Below are 21,131 nucleotides of genomic sequence, written 5' to 3'. Positions count from 1 at the left end.
CGACGCCCTCCACCGCGCGCTTAGCGGTCCCACGCAAGACACACCCGCACGGCCCGCAACCGAAACCGATCCGGATTGAATCAACGAATGGAAGCCGGGCAAAGAACCCGGCTTCCCACGAATGGGAGAGAAGAGATGACTGATCGCACCAGGCTCCGCCTGCTTCGCAGCGGCACCGCGATGATCGCACTTACGCTGGCGCTGCCCGTCTATGCGCAGGAAGCGGCGCCGGTCGATCCGGCCGGCGAAGAGGCGCCGCCCGCCGAGGTCGTAGTCGTCGGCAGCCAGATCAAGGGCAAAGACATCACCACCGCGCTGCCGGTGTCGGTGGTCGACCGCAACCAGATCGACGCCACCGGCGCACTGTCGGGTGACGACCTGATCCGCTCGATCCCGCAGGCGGGCGACGTCACTTTCAACGAAGCCAACAACCCACAGACCAGCAATGCGGCGCGTGGCGATGTCAATTCGATCAATCTGCGCAATCTGGGCGTCGGCAATACGCTGACGCTGCTCAACGGCCGCCGCATGGTCAATCACCCGACCAGCCAGGCCGGTGACGGCAACGTGCCCGTGCTCGGCTACAACTCGAACGCGCTGCCCGTCGCCGGGATCGAACGGCTCGAGATCCTGCGCGACGGCGCGTCGGCGATCTATGGCTCGGACGCGGTCGCGGGCGTGGTCAACACGGTCACGCGCGGTGACTATGACGGCGCCGAGCTCAACCTGCGCTATGGCTTTGCCGAGGGCACGAACCGTAAAGAGTTCGAAGGCACGGCACTGGTCGGGCACAGTTTCGACGAAGGGCGCGGCAATTTCTCGCTGTTCTTCAACTATGTCCGTCGCACCGCGCAGATGGCCGAGGACCAGCCTTACACCGCGACCGACAACCTCATGTCGTACTTCGCCGACGACCCTGCCTATGCCGGCAACCTGACGGCGGACGGCCGCGCGACGCAAAGTCCCTGGGCGAACCTCGCTGTCGTGGGCGGCCCCGGTACGATCCGCCGCAGCCCGGGCAATCAGGCGCTGACCTCCTCGGCGGGCGCGTTCCACACCCAGTCGTCGCTCAATCCCGGCTGCCTTGTCACGATCAACAGCGACGTCTGCTACGGCAGCGGCACGCGCGCGACCGCAACCACCCTGCGCAGCGAGCGCTTCGACACGCGTCCCGGCACCACCGTCACGCCATCGTTCAATCGCTATAACGCCTTCTTCACCGGCCGCTACGAGCTGAGCGATGCGGTCGAGCTCTATACCGAGCTTGGCTATTACCTCGCCGATACCCAGCGCATCCAGCCGCCGACAATCAACCTCAACGCGATCGTCATTCCGGCGAGCAATTACTGGAACCCGTTCGGTCCCACCACTTTCGCCAACGGTCAGGCCAACCCCAACCGCATCCCCGGCCTCACTAATGTTCCCGCCGCCGGCCTGCCGGTGCGTCTCAGCACCTATCGCTTCGTCGATGCCGGCAATCAGGTGGTGAATGTCGAGAACTGGCAGTCACGCTTCCTGCTCGGCGCGCGCGGCAAGATCGGCAGCTTCGACTATGATACCGCGATCCTCTATTCGGAGGCGCAGGCACGCGACAGCTCGAACGCGATCGACATGACCGCGCTCCAGCGTAACCTCGCGCTGTCGACGCCTGCCGCGTACAATCCGTTCAGCGGCGGCTGCTCGGCCACCCCGTCGCTCGGCGACTGCTCGCCCGCCAGTCAGGCGACGATCGACTCATTCAGCTTCAACCTCGTCCGCAAGTCGAAGACCAGCCTGCTGCTCGGCGATTTCAAACTCTCCAACGCCAGCCTGTTCGACCTGCCCGCCGGCGGCCTCGGCATCGCGTTCGGGGTCGAGGGGCGGCGCGAGACTCAGGAGGATATCCGCGACCCGCGCCTCAACGGCACGATCACCTTCACCGACATGGTGACCGGCGAGACCAACCTGTCGAACGTCGCCGCGGTCAGCCCGACCCCCTCGACACGCGGCAGCCGCAGCGTGTTCTCTGCCTTTGCCGAACTCGCTGTACCGGTGGTCTCGCCCGAGATGAACATTCCGCTGATCCACCGGCTTGACCTTCAGCTCGCCGGGCGGTTCGAGAATTATTCGGACTTCGGATCGGTCGCTAAGCCCAAGATCGCCGCCGCATGGGACATCGTCGATGGCCTGCGCCTGCGCGGGTCCTGGTCGCAGGGCTTCCGCGCGCCGAACCTCGAGCAGACCAAGACCGTCGCCTATTCGCGGCTTGGCTCGAACAACGACTATTACCGTTGCGTTGTCGACATGCGCCGCCCGGTCAATCCGATCCCCAACATGGGCGCATGCGATCGCAGTGCCAGCTATTCGATCTTCATCAGCGGCAATCCCGAGCTGAAGCCCGAGGAAAGCACCAACTGGACCGTCGGCACGGTGATCGAGCCGAAGTTCATCCCGTCGGAATATGGCCGCCTGACGCTCACCGCCGATTTCTGGTCGATCCAGCAGACCGGCATTGTCGGCCAGTTCGGCCCGCGCAACGCGCTGGTGCTCGATTATCTCCTGCGCCTTCAGGGATCGAGCAACCCGAACGTGATCCGCTCGGCACCCAATGCCGACGATGTCAATTTCTACCAGGGCAGCGGCCTTGCTCCGGCGGGCGCGGTAACGCGGATCAACGACCAGTTCACCAATTTGCTGCCGCAGACGGTGCAGGGCATCGACCTTGCGCTGCTCTATAATGTCCGCACCGGCATCGGCCGGTTCGACGTCGCGATCAACGCGGCGCGGCTGACCAAATTCTCGCGCGATACCCCGCCCGCGGTGCAGGCGCTCTTCGATGCGCGGGCTGCCGGCACCATCGATCCGGCGACGCCGCTTACGGATGCCAGCGACCTGATCGAGGAACGTGGCAAGCCCAAATGGCGCCTCACCGGATCGCTTACCTGGAGCCACAAGGGGTTCCAGATCGGCGCGTTCGGCAATTATATCGGCAAGGTCTACGACACCAACTTCCTTGATGCGCAGGGCAACCCCTACCCGCTCGAGGGCAAGGCGTTCTTCAACCTCTACGCCCAATATCGCGTTCGTAAGGGCCCGCTCGAGGATACGCGCTTCCGCATCGGCGCGCGCAACATCTTCGATACCCAGCCGCCGATCACCGCCGACGGCTATCTGGGCTCGCTCTACGTGCCCTATGGCCGCTACATCTACGCCTCCATCGGCAAGAAGTTCTGAGGGACGTGATGCGCTGGCTCGCCGCTTTCGTCCTGCTCCTCGTTGCGGCTCCGGCCGCGGCGCAGGACGGGGAAGTGATCAACCTCTGGCCCGGCGTCATGCCGGGCGGCGGCAAGCCCGCCGGGGCGGAAAAGGTCGGGAGCGAAGGGTCGGCGACCGGTTCGGTATCCAACGTCACCGTGCCGCGCATGGTGGTGGTGCGGCCGAAGAACCCCAATGGCGCGGCTATGCTGGTGATCGGCGGCGGCGGCTATTTCCGAATCCAGATCGGCAGTGCCGCGATGCCGACCGCGCAATGGCTGGCGGAGCAGGGGATCACCGCCTTCGTCCTCTACTATCGCCTGCCGGGTGACGGCTGGAACGCAGATGCGCCGTTTCAGGATGGGCAGCGCGCGATGCGCATCCTGCGCGGCAATTGGAAGACGCTGGACATCGATCCCAAGCGGATCGGCGTCCTTGGCTTTTCGGCGGGCGGGCATCTCGCCGGCACGCTCGCGACCCGCGGTACCGACGCTTTCTATCCGGCCGTCGACGCGATCGATCAGGTGAGCGCGGTGCCGGATTTCGCCGCGCTGATCTATCCGGTGGTGTCGATGCGCGCGCCCATCGACACCACGCGCACCTTCCGCGAACTCAAGGGCCTGCCCGACTTCCGCGACGCCTTCTCGATCGAGGCGAACGTGACGGCTGCCACGCCGCCGATTTTCCTCGCTCATGCCGCGGACGATCCGATCGCCGCGCCGGAGCACAGCCTGCGCCTCCATGCCGCGATGATCGCCGCGAGGCGTCCGGTGGAGCTGCACCTGTTCGAGACCGGCGGGCACAGCTTCGGCCTCGGGCCGAAGGGCAGCGCCGTCGCGGCATGGCCCGAGCTGTTCCACACCTGGGTCCGCCGCCACAACTGGCTCGAGCGCTAGAGCAGATCGGCAGCTGGAAAAGGGCGAGCCGAAAATGGTGGACTTCCATGATCCGGAACGCAGCATATTCAAGACACGTGAACACTGAGGTACGGACGGTCGCCATTTGCCGGCCGCTGAAGCTCATAGGTCAGACCGGGGATCAGCCGGCATGCGGCGCGCACGATCCGGCACCCCAGTGCGCCGCGAACAGGATCACCGCCACAAGGTGGAGCAGCGACAAGCCCGTCGAAGAAAGAGGCCGCGCGGGTGCTTCACGCGACCGCCTGTCCAGCCACAGCGGCAGCCCGTGAGCGGCGGCTACCGCCGGCCGGTCGCGAGACGAGATGGTGGACCGCCGCCATGCCGCTGGCAAAGGCCATGCCGCGCGGGCCGGCGATGTAGCGCGGTTCCCAATGGGTCGCGAACTTGGCTTTGTAGTTGCGCAGGCCTTCGAACCCGTAGAGCATCTCGCCATGGCGGAAGAGGAACGCCGCGCCGCGCGCCCAGATCGAGGCCAGCCTGCCGCCCTCGATGCCTGCCAGCGGCGCGATCCCGAGCGTGAACCACCGATAGCCCTCCGCCTGAGCGTGTTCGATCAGGCGCAGAAACAGGAAGTCCATCGTGCCATAGGGGATGTCGCGGCGGTGGCGCATCAGATCGACCGACATTTCCTCACGGTTCGGGGTCGCGAGGATATTGGCGAACGCGACGATCCGCCCGCCGACGCGGACCACCGCACAGGGGAAGTGCGACAGATAGGCGGGATCGAAGCGGCCGAGGCTGAAGGCTTTCTCCCGTTGTTTCTTGCTGTCCAGCCACGCGTCCGACACCGCGCTGAGTTCGCCGATCAGGTGCGATGCCCCGGCGGCGTCCACCACGGCGAATTCAGCCCCTTCCTGCACCGCTTTGCGCTCGGCGTGCCGAAGCGATTTCGCCTGCGCTCCGGCGCGGGTGAAGCTCGCGAGATCGACCCGGGCCTCCTCTCCATATTTGACGATCGAAAGACCGAGGTCGATCGCATGCGGCAGGCAGGCCGCGCTGATCTGGTAGAGCAGAATCCGGCCCTGTGCCGCGTCCGCCCGTTCGCGCAGTCGCCACAGCAGATCGGCCCAGCGCGCCTCGTGGCCGACCGGATCCCCCATGACGATCCAGTTCGGCCCCTGCACCCGATACATCAGGAACGCGTCGCCTTCATCGGCCAGGATGAAGCTCTTGTCGCCCGTCAGCGCGAGAAAGGCGTCGCTGTGCCGCGCCAGCGCAAGCGCCGGTTCCAGCTGATCGCGCGCGACCGGATCGGCCCGTGCGACCCGCGGTGACGGCGCGAACAGACGCCAGAGCGCAAGCCCCGCGAGCAGGACCGCCGTACCGAACAGCGCACGCAGGAAGCGCGGCGCGTCCCCGGTCAAGCTGAACTGCCACCAAAGGCTGCTGGTATAGGCAACGTGCTTGTAGGCGAAGAAACCGGCGAAGACCGATGTCAGGATCGCGGTCAGCGCCGCGATGGTCCAGCCCGTCGAGAGCGGAGCGTCGAGCAACGAGGTCTTGCGATAGAAGGCAGGACGGCTCCACTGCAGCGCGGCGCCGATCGCGAGCAGGATGACCGCCTCTTCATAGTCCGCGCCCTTTGCGAGCGAGAACGCTGCGCCGGCGAAGAGCAGCACGCGCGTCGTGAAGAACGCGCCGTCGAGGCGCCGTAACAGGCCCGGCGCGAGGAACAGCAGCAGTGTGCCGGACAGGCTCGCGGCGATATGCGACGCCTCGACGAACGGCAGTGGCACGATATGCCGGAGCGCGTGCATCCGGCTCGTCTCCGCCGGTGTCGATCCCGACAGCAGCAGGATCAGGCCGCCCGCAAAGGCGAGCGCGGCGAGTAGCGGCGGGGCAAGCTCGCGAAGTAGCGATTGTCCCGCCTGTGCGAGCTCCTGCACGGGTCCGCGCCACGCCTTGCCCTCATGCCAGGCGAGCAGCAGCGCGGCGAGAAGCAGCGGCAGCAGATAATAGATGACGCGATAGGCGAGCAGCGCCGCCAGCAGCTGCGCCTTGTCGCCCGGAACGGTCGCGATCACCACCGCCTCGAACACGCCGAGTCCGCCGGGCACATGGCTGATCAGCGATGCGATGATCGCGAGCGCATAGCCGAGGAAGAACGCCGGATAGAGCGCCGGATCATGGGCCGGAAGCAGCACAAACAGCGCCGCGCTCGCGGCGGTAAGGTCGAGCGCCGCAACACCCGTCATCATCGCGCCGTGCCGCAGACCGGGAAGCGGCGTGCGCCAGCCGCCGATTTCGACCGCCCGCAACCCGAACCGGCGCAGCAGCAGCGGAACCAGACAGAACACCACGACCGTCAGCCCCGCGAAATGCAGCCACGGGAGCGACAGTGCGAAGTCGAACAGTGGCAGGATATGCGCGCTCGTCATCGCCGTGAGGCCCGCCAGCAGGATGACGCCATTCCAGAAGCTGAAGCTGGCGAGCGCGATGACGCTGCCGATCTCGCCCGCGTCCAGCCCCGCCGAGCGGTAGATGCGATAGCGAGCCGAACCCCCGGTCAGCAATGCCAGGCCGAGATTGTGGCTGAGCGTGTAGCTGGTGAATGACGCGAGCGCGTAAGTCCGCCATGGCAATTTGCGTTCGATGACCTGAAGCGCGAACCGGTCATAGAGCGTGAGCAGCAAGTAGCTCACCGCGGTGAGCAGCAGCGCCATACCGATCTGGCCGGCCGACAGGGCGTCGAAGGCGTGGCGGATTTCATGCGGACGGACCGTGTGGAGCAGCTTGAACAGCGCCGTCAGGCCGAGCGCGGCCACCAGCAGCGCGGTGAGGATCGAGAGCCCGCGCCGGCGGGCGGAGACCCAGCGCGCAAGGCCGGTGCCTGCGATCATCGGCGGGTCCAGTCCTGATGCTTGCAGATCAGGCCGCCGAGGATGCAGCCCGAAATGCGCAGGCTGTTCGCGCCGGTCTGAGCGATCGTCGAATAGAAGCGGCGGCCCTGATCGGGAACATAGACCTGTCCAGTCCAGTGTCCGGCCCCTTTGGAGCGATAGTCGACGAGCAGCTCGGTACCGATCAGCGAACTCAGCCCCGCCGCGCGCGCATCGGCGAGCGCTGCCGGCGCCGCCCAGACGATGTTGCCGCAGAGCAGCTGACCGCAGGCGTGAGTGCGGACAAGGATTGTGCCCTTGGGATTCTGCCATAGGCCGATCGGCGTGAGCGGTGCTTCGGCCTGTGCGGTGGCGGACAGCCCCAACAACGCTATCGCGGCGAGAAGACGCATCTCATTTGCTCCCGGTTGTGACTGCGGCGCGCTGGATGGCGGGCAGGATCGCCGCCTCCAGCGCACCGTCGTCGGATTTGAGCTTATGGCCGCCTGGCAGCACGATCCGCCAGACATTGGGCGTGGCGAGTTCGGGGCACAGGCTGTTGTCCTCTTCCGCCCCGCGGATGCAGGTCACGGGCACCCAGGTCAGCTTCGAGGCGGTCTGCAGCGCGTGCTGATCGGGAATCTCGAGCCCGGCGAGTTCGATCGGCGAGGCACGAAAAACGATGTCCGCGCCGGGAACGACCAGTACCACCGATTGGATCGGCTGACGACGCACGGGCGGCAACTGGGCAAGTCCGGCATGAAGCATATCGGCGCCGAAGGACTGGCCGATCAGCACGACGCGATCCGTCCGGCCGAGGCGCATCGCCCGCGCCATCGCATCGTCGATGAGCGCCGCGGCTTCCCCGGGCGTGCGCCGCGGCGAGAAATAGGTCAGCGAATTGACCGTGACGACGGCATAGCCGCGGGCGTTGAGCCGGGCGGCGATCTTTGGCGTCATGCCGAGCCGGTTACCCATATCGCCGGACAGGATGACGATGGCAGGCCTGGCGGAGTCCGGGCGCGCAACGGGCAGGTCACGGTACACGGGGCCGGTATAATAGCCGGCATAGAGATAGATGGCCGCGGCAAGAGCGAACGCAAGGATCAGGACGGACAGCAGCTTCTTCATGCGACCCCCTTGACGGGCACCTGTCACCGCGACGGGATGGAGATACTCTCCCGTTGCGATCTGTCGATCCTACTCCTTTGCATCCGTCCGAAAGCTGACCCCGGCATTACCTTATTGTCATGTCGCGGCCATGCCCCGGTCGGGTCGCGACGCGTAACAAGGGGCATCCACGATGATGGTCGGCGCCCCGGATCACCCGACGGGATCTCGTCAGCTGTCAGGCCTTTGCTTGCGCTGGCGGTCCTGCGACGTCGACCGTATCCCCTGACAAGGGCGTGGCGGTCATCGAGGGTCGCAACACAAACGCGTCGAACCAGTTGCTCAGCTGAGCCGATTTCCTGAACGATGGCAGGTTCCGGAACTCGAGCCAGTCGAGCGTCGTCGCAAGAGCGATCTGCCCGATATGGAGACCCGCATCGAAGTTCATATGCTGTTCGAGCCACGCATAGCTCGCTTCCAGCTTGGCGATATAGCCATCGCGAAGATCCGCGAACCGGAGCGCTTCGGGGCGGCGCACGGTTTCCCAGCGCACAGCGATCCCCGCATCCGCCATCCCCTGGGCGAGCGCTTCGAGCTGCAACGCCTGCCACCGCGCTTCGGGATCGGCGGGATAGAGGCTGTCGCCATCGTGAAGCGTGTCCAGATAGGCGCAAATGACGCTTGAATCGAACAGAGAAGGCAGGTCCGGACGGAGCAGGACCGGCACTTTGCCCAGAGGATTCTGGCCGAACACCTCATCGTTTCGGGCAGTGGGACTCGTTTCGTGATGCTCCACCACGATCCTGTCGGCGATTCCGATCTCATGGGCGAAGACGAGCGCCTTCCGGGCGAAGGGCGAGTGGGTCTGATAAAGCAGGCGCATTGGAGTTTCCTGTTTGCGGTGAAATTCTGGGGTGAACCGGATCGGCGCTGCGACCTCAGCCACAGGGGCGAGCGTCGCCCAATCCGCCTCGAACGCCGCTGAGACGCCCGGGATTGCGATATAGTCGGTCAATGTCGGCAGGATGTCGGCAGTCCATTTCCACTCCATTCGCTTGATCTCGAAGAATAGAGCGGGTGGATGCGGGCAAACCGCGAAAATGATGCCGATAACGCCTTCTTTCGACAAAGATCGGCGATAAACTGCGGGGATGGAACTCGACTTATTCGATCGCCGCTTGCTTGCGCTGGTTCAGGAGAATGCCGGGCTCACTGCCGAGCAACTCGCCGAACAGGTGCCGCTGTCGATTTCCGCGATCCAGCGCCGGATCCGGCGGATGCGCGAGCAAGGCGTCATCCTGAAGGACGTGGCGGTCTGCGATCCGAAGAAGCTGGGCCGCCCGACATTCTTCATCGTGTCGCTTCAGGTCGAGCGCGAGCGGCCTGAACTGCTTGCCGAACTCAAACGCTGGCTCAGCGCGGAGCAACAGGTCCAGCAGGTATATTATGTGACGGGAGAGGCCGATTTCGTCCTCGTCGTGACCGCGCCCGATACCGAGAGCTATGATGACCTCATGTCGCGGCTGGTCGCGCGCAACGCGAACGTCCGGCGCTTTACGACCAACGTCGCGTTGGGGGTGGTGAAGCGCGGGCTGGCGATCGCGATGCCGGACGCGCTTTAGCTTCGATATTCGCGGCTTCGCGGCGCGCAATGGCGCCAAATCGCGGACGAACTGCAAACGCCGGATCTATACTCGCGGGATGAACGGCAATTCCAGCACGCACGGCGCCACGCCGCTCATCACACTCCCGACCCTCGCTGCCCAGCTCGGCGTTGGCGCCATTCTGGTCAAATGCGAAAATCATCGGCGGCTGGGAAATTTCAAATCACTGGGAGGGGCGCACGCCGCCCGCCTCGCGCTGGCTCGTCTTGATGCAACCGGCAGGCCCGGCCGGATCCCGCGAATGCTGCTTTGCGCCAGCGACGGGAATCACGGCCTTGCCGTGGCAGCGGCAGCCCGTGAGGCGGGCGCGGAGGCGCGCGTCTATCTGCCCCATCATGTCAGCGACGCGCGCGAAGCGCGCATCCGCGGCATGGGCGGGACCATCGTGCGGATATGCGGGACGTATGATGACGCGGTCCGTGAAGCCCATGCCGCAGCGGCACGCGAAGAGGGCCTGCTGATCGCCGACACGACCGAAGACCCGGACGATGTCGTCGTCGCGGACGTAATGGCAGGCTACACGACGGTCGCGGAAGAGGTGGTGGCGCAGCTGCTCACGGACGCCCTCCCGGCACCGACTCACCTGTTCCTGCAGGCTGGGGTCGGCGGCCTTGCCGCTGCCATGGCGGAGGGCCTCACCGGTGCCATGTCGATGCCGCGCCGCGTTGTCGTGGTCGAGCCGGCGGCGGCGGCGTGCGTCGCGGCTGCGCTTGCCCATGGCGTTCCGGTCCAGATCGAAGGCACGCTCGAAACCTGCGCGGAGATGCTGTCCTGCGGCGCGGCATCCGCGCCCGCCCTGACCATTCTTCTTCGACATGACGCAGCCGCGATTCAGGTGATCGAAGACGATTTGCGGGCGGCGTGCCGGACGATGGAGCGGGCGGGAGGACCAGCAAGCACAGCTTCGGGCACAGCCGGTCTCGCCGGACTGATCGCAGCTTGCCGCAGCCCAACAGAGCGAGAGCGCCTCTCAGTCGATTCCCGATCTGTGATCCTGCTATTCGTCACCGAAGGCGTGTAGCGATTGCCAACAGCGGGATGGCATTTCCATCGCCGCTCATTGTCCCGCCTCCCCCGCTGCCAAATCCCAGCTGTCATCGATCACCGCCCCGATATCCCTAAGCGCCTCGACGGCTTGTGCGGGATCGACGACTGCATGTGGAAGATACAGTCCCGGGGCCAGTTTCTTGCCGGTCTTGAGGCCGAGCATCGCTTCGATCGCCAGACTGACGCCCAATGCGGTCATTGGCGCCTGACCCTCGGGGTGGATAATGAAGCGCCGTGCGTGCGTCATCTGCCCGTCGAGCGAAAGCCCAGTGATTTCGATCAGAATCTCGTGCGAATATCGTTCGCCCCTTCGGCGGCTGGACGTTTCGCCGACGGCGAACTGAAAGGCGACGTCGGGGGCGTTGGTCGCCGCCGAGAGGCTGAGGATATCGAGATTGCCGAATGCCTGCGCGTCGAAGCGCGTTCCATCCCGGGCCTCGAACGCGCCCGCAGCGTCTTCGCCGGCAATCCAGATGAAACGGCCGTTCCTGCGTACCAGGCTCGACGGCCCCGCTTGCGTCTGCCGGACATAGTCAGCCTCGGCGGCGGCCCCGCCGATATCCTGATCATCGAGAAGCGCCGAAACCAGCACATTGTCCACGCGGGCGAAGCCGCTCGCGAGGTCGAGCGCCGCGAAGGTGCTCGCCCCGGCAAGCCAGTTGCTGGCCAGCAGGATCGGCGCCGTCTGCGGGCGCTCACTGTAGAACGCCGCTTGCGGTCCCAGTTCGAACGCTGCGCTCGAAATGTCGATGAAGGCGGCGCCGCGATCCTGCGCGAAGAGCTGGCCGTTCAGGGTTTCGTCTTTCACGAACATCGCGGTGGCGCCAACCGCGATATCGTCCGGCAGCCCCAGATCGCGGCGGTTCAGGTCAACTGCCACGCCCCGGGCATTGCCGAGTTCCAGCGCCATGGCTTCGACCTTCGCAAGATCGCGACCGCCAAGAAGCAAGGGCAGGTCGGGCCATCGCTGACGAAGGCGCGTCGCGGCCTGCCGCCCCACAACACCCGAAGCGCCTACCAGAAGCACCCATGAATTGTCCGTGTTCATATCCTTCATACCCTCAATCTGCTTCGCGAGTGGACTTCCGCGGCAAGCTATGTACACTATGTAAGTTACATTATGTATATAGTCAACTGGGCTTTGCGATATGAGTATCGGGACGAAACGTACGCGTTTGAGCCGCGAGCAGCGGAGGCGGCAGCTTCTCGATACGGCGAAGGCGATCGTTGGGGCTCATGGCGCCGATGCGCTGACCCTTGTGTCGCTTGCCGAGGCGGCGGGGGTTACCCGGCCAGTCGTCTATGACCAGTTCGGAACACGGTCGGGCCTGTTTATCGCGCTCTATACCGAGATCGCCGAGCGCCAGCTCGAGGCGCTCCGGCATCGGCTCGCGGATGCCGAGCCGACCTTCCTTTCGGTCGCCGAAGCGGCCAGCGGGGCCTATATGCGCTGCTACGCCACCATTGGGCCCGAGGCCTTCGCCATCGTTGCAGCGATGAAGGGCGACGAGGCGATGGAGCGGTTCGGCCGCGAACTCCTGCGCCGCTATGTCGATGCCTATGCGGAGGCGTTTCGTCCCTATGCGCAGCTCGATGATGCGACGCTGGCGGTTCGCTGCGCCGCCATCATCGGCGCTGCTGAGGCGCTTTCGGGCCTTATGGTGGGCGGTGAAATCGAAGAGTCCGAAGCCGTCGCAACGCTTCTGTCGTTGATCAGCAGCTGGTTTGGCATCTGAAACGCCGTTTTCCGGGTATCGAGGGAACGGATAATTTGGGGCCGACACCTGCCTGACCGTTTTACCCGTATCCACGCAGGGTGGTCCTGAATGGCAGGATCATATTACGAGTATCCCATCGTCTTTCTCCACGGCCTGAACTGGCCGTGGAGTGGATGCGGTAACGCGGACGGGCCTAGCCCGATCGGTAGCTGGCGACTTCCGCAACGGACACCAGTGCGACATGTGGTTCCGCCAATCAGCGCCATTCCACCCGGTGCGTCCCGTCGGGCTGATCCCTGAACACCGCGCGCTTCCCGGTGAACTGCTCGATCACGTCACGCGCCGTCAGGCTGTGCTGGCTGGGCTTGACGGTAGTGAACACGCCACCTCCGGCCAATGCGAAGGGCAGCAGCAACTGGTCCTGCAGATAAGGCCCGGCAAAAGCCGAGGAGTCGAGATATCCGGCCATCCGCCCCGCCGCCTTGCGGGCCACGGTTTCGGCCGGCACGCCGAGCTGGCCGAAGCCGCTGACGATCTCGGTCACATGCTCGAACGCGGATTCGATCAACACGATGTTGCCCGGCCCCTGATCCTCGGGAAGCTGGCGCACGGCGAAGCTCTCCTCCGGCCAGTCCAACGCCTTGCGCGCCGCCTTGATCTCGCGATCGGCGATGTCGAAGGGCAGCGCGGCGAAGAACGCCGTCACCGCCCGCTCGCGCAACGCGCCGCGATCGACGCATTCGATCGGCGTGAGCGACGCCGGGTTGATGTCCACCTCGATCCGCCCGCCGCCGCGCGGGTAAAAGCCGTGCCGCACCAGCCGCGCCTCGACCGTCGGCCCCATCCGGTTAAGGATCGGGAGAAACGTCCGCGCGATGAACTCGAAAGGCGGGGCAAGCATGTTATGGGTGCCGCCCTCCAACACGAGGCGCGACGGCGCGTCGGCAAACACGAGCGGCATCAGCACCGTCTGAAGCACCAGCCCCGTGCTGCCCGCCGTTCCCACCGCGAAGCGATATTCGCCGGGCACGACCTTGCCGGGGGCGAAGGCGATATCGGACGCGCCCACCGCCAGCCCCTCGCACGTCGCATTGCCGAGCGTGCACGCTGCCTCGACCGCGGTGACGTGCTGGCGCATTAGTCCCGGCTTCGACCGCTTGCCGCGCGCGTTGATGATGCGGAAGGGCTGACCGGTAATGAGTGACAGCGCGCATGCATTGCGCACCACCTGCCCCCCGCCCTCGCCTTCCGATCCGTCGATGACGATCATGAATTCACCAGTTCGATAAAGAGTTCATCGGCGCGCTTCGCCCATTCGGGCGAGGGCGCGCGGTTCGCCAGCTCCGCGGCACGGCCCAGTTCGTCCGCGATCAGCGCGTCGAGCAGGGGGACACGCGTGCCGTTGCTGCGTTCGTTGGTCCGCGCCTTGGTTTCGACCAAAGCGGCGATCGCCGCCTCGGCCTCCGCCGTCAGGTCCGCGAGCGCGACCAGCGCCTGCAGGTTCATCGGCGGGCGCCGGTGGGGATGCAGGCGCAGCACGCGGATCGCAAGCGCGGGGCGGAGCGCATAGAAATACCGCTTCACCGCCACGTCGCCATCGCCGTCGAGCCAGCGGTCCGCCGCCGTCCGCCCGAGCCGTGCATAGTGATGCGCGAGCGCACGGACATCGAGCATGGCGTCCGCCAGCGCTGCGAACTTCGCCACGAACGGATCGTCGGGGCGATAGCGGATCGGAGATTCGATCCACTCGCTGACCACCGCGTTCGACTTGAGCAGCAGGCCGAAAGCCTTGCGTATGTCCCACCCGTTCAGGTCGATCTCGTCGAGGATCGGCCGTTCGATCACGTCGCGGCCCGGGGTCAGCGACAGATACCAATCGCGCGGCCGGACATAGATGAAGCGGATATCGTAATCGCTGTCGGGCGAGGGGAAACCCCACGCGCGCGAGCCGGATTCGACCGCCATCAGCACGCGCACGCCATCCTCGCGCTCGATGGCAGACAGGCGGCTCTCGATCTCGTGGCGGACGGCATTGGAGATGGCGGCGTTCAGGTCGGTCATTCGTAGTTCCAATGGTCACTGGTGTCGGCGCGCATCGTGGTCGCGCCGGGATCGGGAATGAAAACATGCGGCAGGATGCAGTCGGCCTGTAATGTGCCGATTTTCGCCTTGCAGCGGCAGAGTTGGTTGCGCCCGTCCATCCCGGAAATACCGCAGCATCCATCGTTGGCACGTGGATCGTCGGTAATGGCGTCGGTCAGATCGCCGGGATTCAGCCAAAGCTGGGGGGTGAAGTTGAGCCAGGGAAGGGCCGCGCGATTCAACCACGGCACCGCCATCTCGGATTCGAGCGCGACTCCCCGCGGCGTCACGGGTTCACCGACCTCGGGCATGTCGGCCTTCTTGGCGGGCAGCACCGAAAGCCCAAGGCTCAGGCGCGCACGGCACCGATTGCAGTAGAGTGACTGTATCACGACCGGACTTTCGGTGACCGGGGTGCGCGCCAAGAGCTAACCCTTCACGCACACCACCTGTTTCAGCGTATGGACGATCTCCACCAGATCGGCCTGGGCGGCCATCACGGCTTCGATCGGCTTGTAGGCGCGCGGCGTCTCGTCGATCACGCCTTCGTCCTTGCGGCACTCGACCCCCGCGGTGTCGCGGATATGCTCGTCGAGCGTCACCAGCTTCTTCGCCTCGGTGCGCGACATCACGCGCCCCGCTCCGTGCGAACAGCTGTCGAAGCTGTCGGCATTGCCCAGCCCGCGGACGATGAACGATTTCGCACCCATCGATCCGGGAATGATCCCCATCACGCCCTTGGCCGCACGAACCGCCCCCTTTCGCGTGACCAGCACATTCTCACCGAAATGATTCTCGCGCTGCACGTAATTGTGGTGGCAGTTCACCGCCTCGGCTTCTGCCTCGAACGGCTTGGCGATCTGCCCCCGGAGCGCTGCGATGACATTCGCCATCATCATGCGCCGGTTGAGCGCCGCATAGTCCTGTGCCCAGCCGACCGCCTCGACATAATCGTCGAAATGATCGGTCCCCTCGGGGAAGTAGGCGAGATCCGCATCCGGTAGGTTGATATGCCATTTGCGCATGTCCTGCTTCGCCAGCTCGATGAAGAAGGTGCCGATCGCATTGCCCACGCCGCGCGACCCCGAATGGAGCATCACCCAAACCCGCGCCTCCTCGTCGAGGCACAGCTCGATGAAGTGGTTGCCGGTGCCGAGCGTGCCGAGATGGACGAGGTTGTTCGTCTTCTCGAGCCGCGGGTATTTGTCGGTGATGCGCTTGAACCGCGCCGCGAGCATCGCCCATGCCTCGACGATCGGCGCCGGGGGCATACCCCACGCGCCCTTGTCACCGCGCGTCCCGCGCCCGACCGAACGGCCGTGCGGAACCGCGCGCTCGATCGCGCTGCGGATGCCCTCGAGAGTGTCGGGCAGATCATGCGCCATCAGCGAGGTGCGCGCCGCCATCATGCCGCAGCCGATGTCGACGCCGACCGCCGCCGGAATCACCGCGCCCTTGGTCGGGATCACCGAGCCGACGGTCGCGCCGATGCCGACATGCACGTCGGGCATCGCCGCGACATGCTTGAAGACGAACGGCATCTTCGCCGCGCGCGCGAGCTGGTCACGCGCCTTGTCGTCCACGGGCACGCCGCGGGTCCAGCTCTTGATCGGCACGCCACCCTCGACATGCTGGTATTCGAACGTCGTCGTATCGGTCATGTCGACCTCCTGCTTGCTATCATGGTGCCGGCGACGAGATGTGGCGAGACGTTTTCCCTGAGCTACTCGGCTTGCGCCGGGGCGGGCTTGAACCGCCGACCTCCCGCCCTGCGGCGGGTGCTCTGACCTGTAGTCCCACCGGCATTCGCCGGCCTGGCATTGGTACCGGCGACGAGATTGGCGGGACGTCCGGGCCGAAGCCCGACGGGGATTCGAACCCCTAAGCCCGAAGGCCTCTACCGATGTAGTCCCGCCGGCATTCGCCAGCTTATTGGTTTCACGGCGACGAAGATTGACCAGACGGTTTACGCGCTCTGCCGCTGAGCTACGGGCCCCCATTGGTGGACCCGGCGGGATTCGAACCCGCGGCCTCGGGATTACGGTTCCATGTAGTCCGATCGGCATTCGCCGTGAGTGTTCGTTCGGGCGACGAGGTTCTGGCGGACAGTTTGTGCTCTACCGCTGAGCTACCCGCTTGCGCAGGGCGGGATTCGAACCCGCGACACCATGTAGTCCAACCGGCATTCGCCCGGTGTTGCTGGTTCCGGCGACGAGTGGGTGGCGAGACATTCCTCATGCTCTAACCGCTGAGCTACGGGCCGAAGCCCGACCGGATTCGAACCGGCGACCCTGAGATCCACAATGTAGTCCCGCCGGCATTCGCCGGAGAAAATTCGTCGGCCGTGGCGACGAGAGTTGGTGAGACGATGCGTCCTTAAGCTACCTCCAACGGACGGGATTTGAACCCGCGTCTCCCTGGTGCCTTGCAGCGATCCTGGGCGCTTTACTCTCCGGACTATCGTGGTGGATGTAGTCCCACCAGCATTCGCCACGGCCGTTTTTCAAACCTCCACTTGCTTGACGATGCTCACCCAGTCGCGCGTCTCGCCACGGGCAAAACGTGCGACGGTGTCGAACACCGCGTCGGAGAAGCCCCCGACATTGAGAATGTCAGCCCGCCCGGTGGCCTGGGTGGTCCCGTAGGGCTGGATATCGATGCACACGAGCTTCGCGCCCGGGTTGCGCCGCTTGATCTTGTCCCATTGGCGCATCGTCTCGGTCGCGCCGCGGCGGTTTGCATCCACCCACGACTCATTGTCCGATACGATCACCACCAGGTCGACCACCGCGTTCTCCGAAACGAGCTGCGCCAGCGGTGCCGACACATTCGTCCCGCCGCCCCCGATCGCCGCCAGCTTTGCCGCATTGACAGCGAGGCGGGCACGCGGATCAAGGTTCAGGCGCACGACGTGCCGTTCGAACGGCAGCACGCGCGCCCGCGCGTTGGTCCGCAACATCGCCGACGCGACCAGAGCCGCGATGTCGATGCAGCGCACCTTGGTCGTGGCGCCCGTGCGGACGCCGGTGACCGGCGAGCTCATCGACCCCGATACGTCGGGGCACACGACCACGTTTCCGCGGATCGCCGGAACGTTGCGAAGCGACGTTTCCAGTGCATCCTCGAGCGCGGCCTGGACCTTGAGGGGCACGCCCTCGCCGACCGAGTTCAGCGCCACCAGCAACTGGTAGGGCAGGACTCGTGCCTTGGTGAGTGCCTCCGGATCGGCGAGCCGTGCGGCGACCGCTTCGCTCACCCCCTTCACTCCGAACGCGCCATTGCGCGCCAGCGTGTTGAGGTTGATCCGCAGCGCCTGCCAGCCCATCCGCCCGGCCAGGTCCCCCCACTGCACATCGCGCAGCGGAAAGGCGGTCAGCCATTCGAACGGCACCGGCGGCAGCGCGATCCCGCGCGGGTTGCGCTTCCATGTCTCGAACGCGGCGATCTCGGCCGGCAAAGCGGCTACATCGTACGGCTTGCCGATCAGCCAGCCATAGAAGGCACGCCGCTCCGCATCCGCGGGCTTGGGGTGCACCATCCGCACGATGTCGGCGAGCGAAGGCGAGTTGCCCGTCGCGGCCGCCATCAGGTCGCGCATCGACGCCTGCTCCAGCCAGCTCTGGACCAGCCGCTTAGGACGCGAACCGAGCGAGGTGCGCCCGACCTGACCCGAGCGCAGGATCTGCACGAAATTGCGCAGCATCCGGCCATTGTCGATCACGCGCCCGAAGACGCGGACCGACAGGTCCGGATCGGCGACCGTCAGCCATGCGGCGATCAGCGCCGGCATGTCCTTCATCGCGCCCGACTTGCGGGCATAGACCGCAACCTGCGCCGCATAGAGGGGATCGACCGCGGCAAGCGCGTCGAGCGTCTGCTCGAGCTGCTCCTCGGCCGTCGCGTAATAGGCGTCGCCGAGCGTGCCGGTAGCGGCAAGCTGCGCAAGCAGCGCCTCCGGACCATAGGCATAAGCGGGCGCACCCTCCCGGTTGACGGTGTTTACCGCCGGCAGGAGCTTCGCGATCGCAGAGGCGAAGAGGCCCTTGTTGGCCATGACACGTCCCTTTCAATTCCGCCGCAGGTTCCGGGGCGGCCGGCCCATTCCGGCCGCCCCTGCCTTTGTGCTGTCGGCGACGATGCCGACGGGATTGGAATTGCAGGCTGCGTGCCAGTTTTTTAAACCGGTCTGAATACTCTATTCAAAATATTGATTTATAGTGATTTTATTTACTTGGCGAGCCCGGGCACCACATCGCCGATATTTCGAGGCAACGCACAATCCTATTACTTGCGATATAAGTTTATACATTTGTATAGGGATGGCATGAAACCGCTCGTCGTCATCGGCTTCCTCGGCTCGACGCTGGATGCAAGCAAGTTCGGCCCGTCGCGCTGGAGCAAGTGGCGCCCATCGGTGGCACTGACGATGCATGAAGATCTGCGCGTCGACCGTTTCGTGCTGCTTCACGGCAGCAAGCACAGCCGACTGGCGGACTATATTGCGGAGGATATTGCCGCGGTTTCGCCCGAAACGCGGGTCGAGCCGCAGGTGATCGAATTCAACGACGCGTGGGATTTCGAGGAGGTTTACGGCAAGCTGCTCGATTTTGTGCGCGGTTACCCCTTCGATCCGGAGGCCGAGGACTATCTGATCCACATTACCACCGGCACGCACGTTGCGCAGATCTGCCTCTTTCTGCTGACCGAGGCGCGCTATCTGCCCGGACGGCTGCTCCAGACCCAGCCCGCGGCCAAGCTCGAGAGCGGCGCGGCACCGGGTCGCTGGACTAGCATCGATCTCGACCTGTCGCGCTACGACAGCATCGCCACCCGCTTCGCCGCCGCGAGCGTCGAGAGCACCTCGTTCCTCAAGTCAGGTATCGAAACCCGGAATCCCGACTTCAACCGGATGATCGACGAGATCGAGCACGTCGCGCTGCGCTCCAAGGCTCCGATCCTGCTGATGGGTCCCACGGGCGCGGGCAAGAGCCAGCTTGCACGACGCATCTATGAACTTAGACATCTCAAGCACCAGATCGCCGGTCCCTTTGTCGAAGTGAATTGCGCGACGCTGAAGGGCGATGGCGCGATGTCGGCCCTGTTTGGGCATCGCAAGGGTGCGTTCACCGGCGCGGTCGCCGATCGACCCGGCCTGCTCCGCGCCGCCGACAAGGGGATGCTGTTCCTCGATGAGATCGGCGAGCTCGGGCTCGACGAGCAGGCGATGATTCTGCGAGCGATTGAGGACAAGCGGTTCTTGCCGGTCGGCGCGGACAAGGAATCCGGTTCCGAATTCCAGCTCATTGCCGGCACCAACCGAGATCTGGGCGCGGCTGTGGCGGCGGGGGCGTTCCGCGATGACCTATTCGCCCGACTCAACCTCTGGACGTTCGAGCTGCCCGGCCTGGCCGAGCGCCGGGAGGATATCGAGCCCAATCTGGACTATGAGCTCGACCGCTTCGCCGAGCGCGAAGGCGACCGCGCCAGCTTCAACAAGGAAGCGCGGCAGCGCTATCTCGCCTTCGCGACGGGGCCGGATGCCTCGTGGCCGGGCAATTTTCGCGACCTCGCGGCGAGCGTGACCCGCATGGCCACCCTGAGCCCCAAAGGGCGTATCGACCTGATGTGCACCGATGCAGAGATCCAGCGGCTCAAACGCCTCTGGTCCGGCAAGCGCGACGAGGTTTCCGGCATATTGGCCGAGATCCTGACGCCCGAAGCGCTTGGAGAGATCGACCTCATCGACCGTGTGCAGCTCGCCGAAACGGTCCGGGTTTGCCAGAGGAGCCGTTCGCTATCGGAAGCCGGCCGCGCCCTTTTTGCAGTCTCGCGCGCGCGCCGCAGCACCACCAATGATGCCGACCGGCTGCGCAAGTATCTGGCACGTTTCGGGCTGGATTGGGCAACCCTGCAATCCCGTTGAGTCCGGTCTGGGAACGTCTGCTTTTGGGATCTCGGCGGGGCCGGTCAGAGGCAGCGGGGATCCCTCACCGGCGCATCGCTGCCTCGCGTCAGCCAGCGACCGTCAGGCGCGCGATATTTCTCGCCCGGCACGGTACGGGAAATCAGGTTGCAGCCAGTGACGAACGCCATCTGCTCGACCGTCGAACTGGCCGCAGCCTGCTGGGTATATTGGCGCTTACGCTGGATGTTGATGTTGTTCACGATCGCCTGAAGCTCGGGCGTCGCGGCGCCGACGATGCCCAGATAGCCGTCAGGCTGCTCACCGACCAGCCCGCCCTGCCGGGCCGCCTGATAGGCCGGATCCCGCTGAGCGGAGGCGGGAACGATCGTGGCGACCGCAAGCGCCGCCAGGCCGAATGTGGAAAGCAAATTGCGCATCAGAATATCCCCGGATTGTCCTGAATGATGGCCTTCGCCTTGTTGTCGAGACGATAGACCACTTCCTGAGTAATCGAAATGTTGAGGTTGATGACGATCGGCTTGTCGGGGGCGGTGACGTTGACACAACCACCCGAGGCGATCACCGGCGCGATCCCAAGATACCCAAGCCATCGCGGCAACACCTGTGTCATG

18 protein-coding genes and 1 tRNA gene are annotated in these 21,131 nt (G+C 65.2%); 6 read left to right on the top strand and 13 right to left on the bottom strand.

Annotation, left to right across the window (positions count from 1 at the left end):
* Positions 1-135: 135 nt before the first annotated feature.
* Positions 136-3,213: a TonB-dependent receptor domain-containing protein gene (locus AC07NK_RS09595; RefSeq protein ID WP_495170337.1), complete on the top strand. Its 3,078-nt coding sequence runs from the start codon at positions 136-138 to the stop codon at positions 3,211-3,213.
* Between the two features lie 8 nt (positions 3,214-3,221).
* Positions 3,222-4,130: an alpha/beta hydrolase gene (locus AC07NK_RS09590; RefSeq protein WP_495170336.1), complete on the top strand. Its 909-nt coding sequence runs from the start codon at positions 3,222-3,224 to the stop codon at positions 4,128-4,130.
* 254 nt (positions 4,131-4,384) lie between these two features.
* Here the strand turns inward: AC07NK_RS09590 and mprF are convergent, their stop codons facing one another.
* The 4 genes from mprF to AC07NK_RS09570 form a co-directional block, all read right to left on the bottom strand.
* Positions 4,385-6,994, bottom strand: a complete 2,610-nt coding sequence (gene mprF / locus AC07NK_RS09585) for a bifunctional lysylphosphatidylglycerol flippase/synthetase MprF (protein ID WP_495170335.1) — start codon at positions 6,992-6,994, stop codon at positions 4,385-4,387.
* Positions 6,991-7,386, bottom strand: a complete 396-nt coding sequence (locus AC07NK_RS09580) for a DUF2147 domain-containing protein (RefSeq protein WP_495170334.1) — start codon at positions 7,384-7,386, stop codon at positions 6,991-6,993. The genes mprF and AC07NK_RS09580 overlap by 4 nt, the downstream gene beginning before the upstream one ends.
* Before the next feature lies 1 nt (position 7,387).
* Complete coding sequence (locus AC07NK_RS09575; protein ID WP_495170333.1) at positions 7,388-8,104, bottom strand: AcvB/VirJ family lysyl-phosphatidylglycerol hydrolase; 717 nt, start codon at positions 8,102-8,104, stop codon at positions 7,388-7,390.
* A 217-nt stretch (positions 8,105-8,321) separates the two neighbouring features.
* Positions 8,322-9,134: a glutathione S-transferase family protein gene (locus AC07NK_RS09570; RefSeq protein WP_495170332.1), complete on the bottom strand. Its 813-nt coding sequence runs from the start codon at positions 9,132-9,134 to the stop codon at positions 8,322-8,324.
* A gap of 100 nt (positions 9,135-9,234) precedes the next feature.
* On the opposite strand from AC07NK_RS09570, the gene AC07NK_RS09565 reads away from it, so the two are divergent.
* Entirely contained in the window at positions 9,235-9,705 is a 471-nt protein-coding gene (locus AC07NK_RS09565) for an Lrp/AsnC family transcriptional regulator (protein ID WP_495170331.1), read from the top strand.
* 79 nt (positions 9,706-9,784) lie between these two features.
* Entirely contained in the window at positions 9,785-10,768 is a 984-nt protein-coding gene (locus AC07NK_RS09560) for a pyridoxal-phosphate dependent enzyme (protein ID WP_495170330.1), read from the top strand.
* A gap of 36 nt (positions 10,769-10,804) precedes the next feature.
* On the opposite strand, the gene AC07NK_RS09555 is transcribed toward AC07NK_RS09560, so the two are convergent.
* Positions 10,805-11,851 carry an NAD(P)-dependent oxidoreductase gene (locus AC07NK_RS09555; protein ID WP_495170329.1) on the bottom strand — a complete coding sequence of 349 codons (1,047 nt, stop codon included), beginning with the start codon at positions 11,849-11,851 and terminating at the stop codon, positions 10,805-10,807.
* 118 nt (positions 11,852-11,969) lie between these two features.
* Here AC07NK_RS09555 and AC07NK_RS09550 point away from each other — a divergent pair, with 118 nt between their 5' ends.
* Positions 11,970-12,530, top strand: a complete 561-nt coding sequence (locus AC07NK_RS09550) for a TetR/AcrR family transcriptional regulator (RefSeq protein ID WP_495170328.1) — start codon at positions 11,970-11,972, stop codon at positions 12,528-12,530.
* Positions 12,531-12,768: 238 nt separating this feature from the next.
* Here AC07NK_RS09550 and rtcA read toward each other — a convergent pair whose 3' ends face one another.
* The 6 genes from rtcA to AC07NK_RS09520 all read right to left on the bottom strand — a co-directional run bounded on the left by rtcA (position 12,769) and on the right by AC07NK_RS09520 (position 18,648).
* The gene (gene rtcA, locus AC07NK_RS09545) at positions 12,769-13,782 is read right to left on the bottom strand and encodes an RNA 3'-terminal phosphate cyclase (RefSeq protein ID WP_495170327.1); all 1,014 of its coding nucleotides are present in this window, start codon (positions 13,780-13,782) and stop codon (positions 12,769-12,771) included.
* The gene (locus AC07NK_RS09540) at positions 13,779-14,573 is read right to left on the bottom strand and encodes a nucleotidyltransferase domain-containing protein (RefSeq protein ID WP_495170326.1); all 795 of its coding nucleotides are present in this window, start codon (positions 14,571-14,573) and stop codon (positions 13,779-13,781) included. The genes rtcA and AC07NK_RS09540 overlap by 4 nt, the downstream gene beginning before the upstream one ends.
* A complete protein-coding gene (locus AC07NK_RS09535) occupies positions 14,570-15,019 on the bottom strand; it encodes a hypothetical protein (RefSeq protein ID WP_495170325.1) in 450 nt (149 codons plus the stop codon). The genes AC07NK_RS09540 and AC07NK_RS09535 overlap by 4 nt, the downstream gene beginning before the upstream one ends.
* 3 nt (positions 15,020-15,022) lie before the next feature.
* Positions 15,023-16,255, bottom strand: coding sequence for an RtcB family protein (locus tag AC07NK_RS09530; RefSeq protein ID WP_495170324.1), 1,233 nt, complete (start codon positions 16,253-16,255; stop codon positions 15,023-15,025).
* Between the two features lie 196 nt (positions 16,256-16,451).
* A tRNA-OTHER gene (locus AC07NK_RS09525) sits at positions 16,452-16,590 on the bottom strand.
* 507 nt (positions 16,591-17,097) lie between these two features.
* Positions 17,098-18,648: a vWA domain-containing protein gene (locus tag AC07NK_RS09520; RefSeq protein WP_495170323.1), complete on the bottom strand. Its 1,551-nt coding sequence runs from the start codon at positions 18,646-18,648 to the stop codon at positions 17,098-17,100.
* A gap of 270 nt (positions 18,649-18,918) precedes the next feature.
* Between AC07NK_RS09520 and rtcR the strand changes: the two genes are divergently transcribed.
* Positions 18,919-20,517 (top strand): RNA repair transcriptional activator RtcR, encoded by a 1,599-nt coding sequence (gene rtcR, locus AC07NK_RS09515; RefSeq protein WP_495170322.1) that lies wholly within the window; start codon positions 18,919-18,921, stop codon positions 20,515-20,517.
* A 44-nt stretch (positions 20,518-20,561) separates the two neighbouring features.
* Here the strand turns inward: rtcR and AC07NK_RS09510 are convergent, their stop codons facing one another.
* A complete protein-coding gene (locus AC07NK_RS09510) occupies positions 20,562-20,936 on the bottom strand; it encodes a YdbL family probable chaperone protein (RefSeq protein WP_495170321.1) in 375 nt (124 codons plus the stop codon).
* Positions 20,936-21,130 (bottom strand): YnbE family lipoprotein, encoded by a 195-nt coding sequence (locus AC07NK_RS09505; protein WP_495170320.1) that lies wholly within the window; start codon positions 21,128-21,130, stop codon positions 20,936-20,938. The genes AC07NK_RS09510 and AC07NK_RS09505 overlap by 1 nt, the downstream gene beginning before the upstream one ends.
* Between the last annotated feature and the right edge of the window lies 1 nt (position 21,131).

This window comes from Sphingomonas sp. GW821-FHT09B04 (assembly GCF_059418285.1).
The sequence above is the reverse complement of the archived record's forward strand: the minus strand, read 5'-3'. Positions and strand labels throughout refer to the sequence as shown.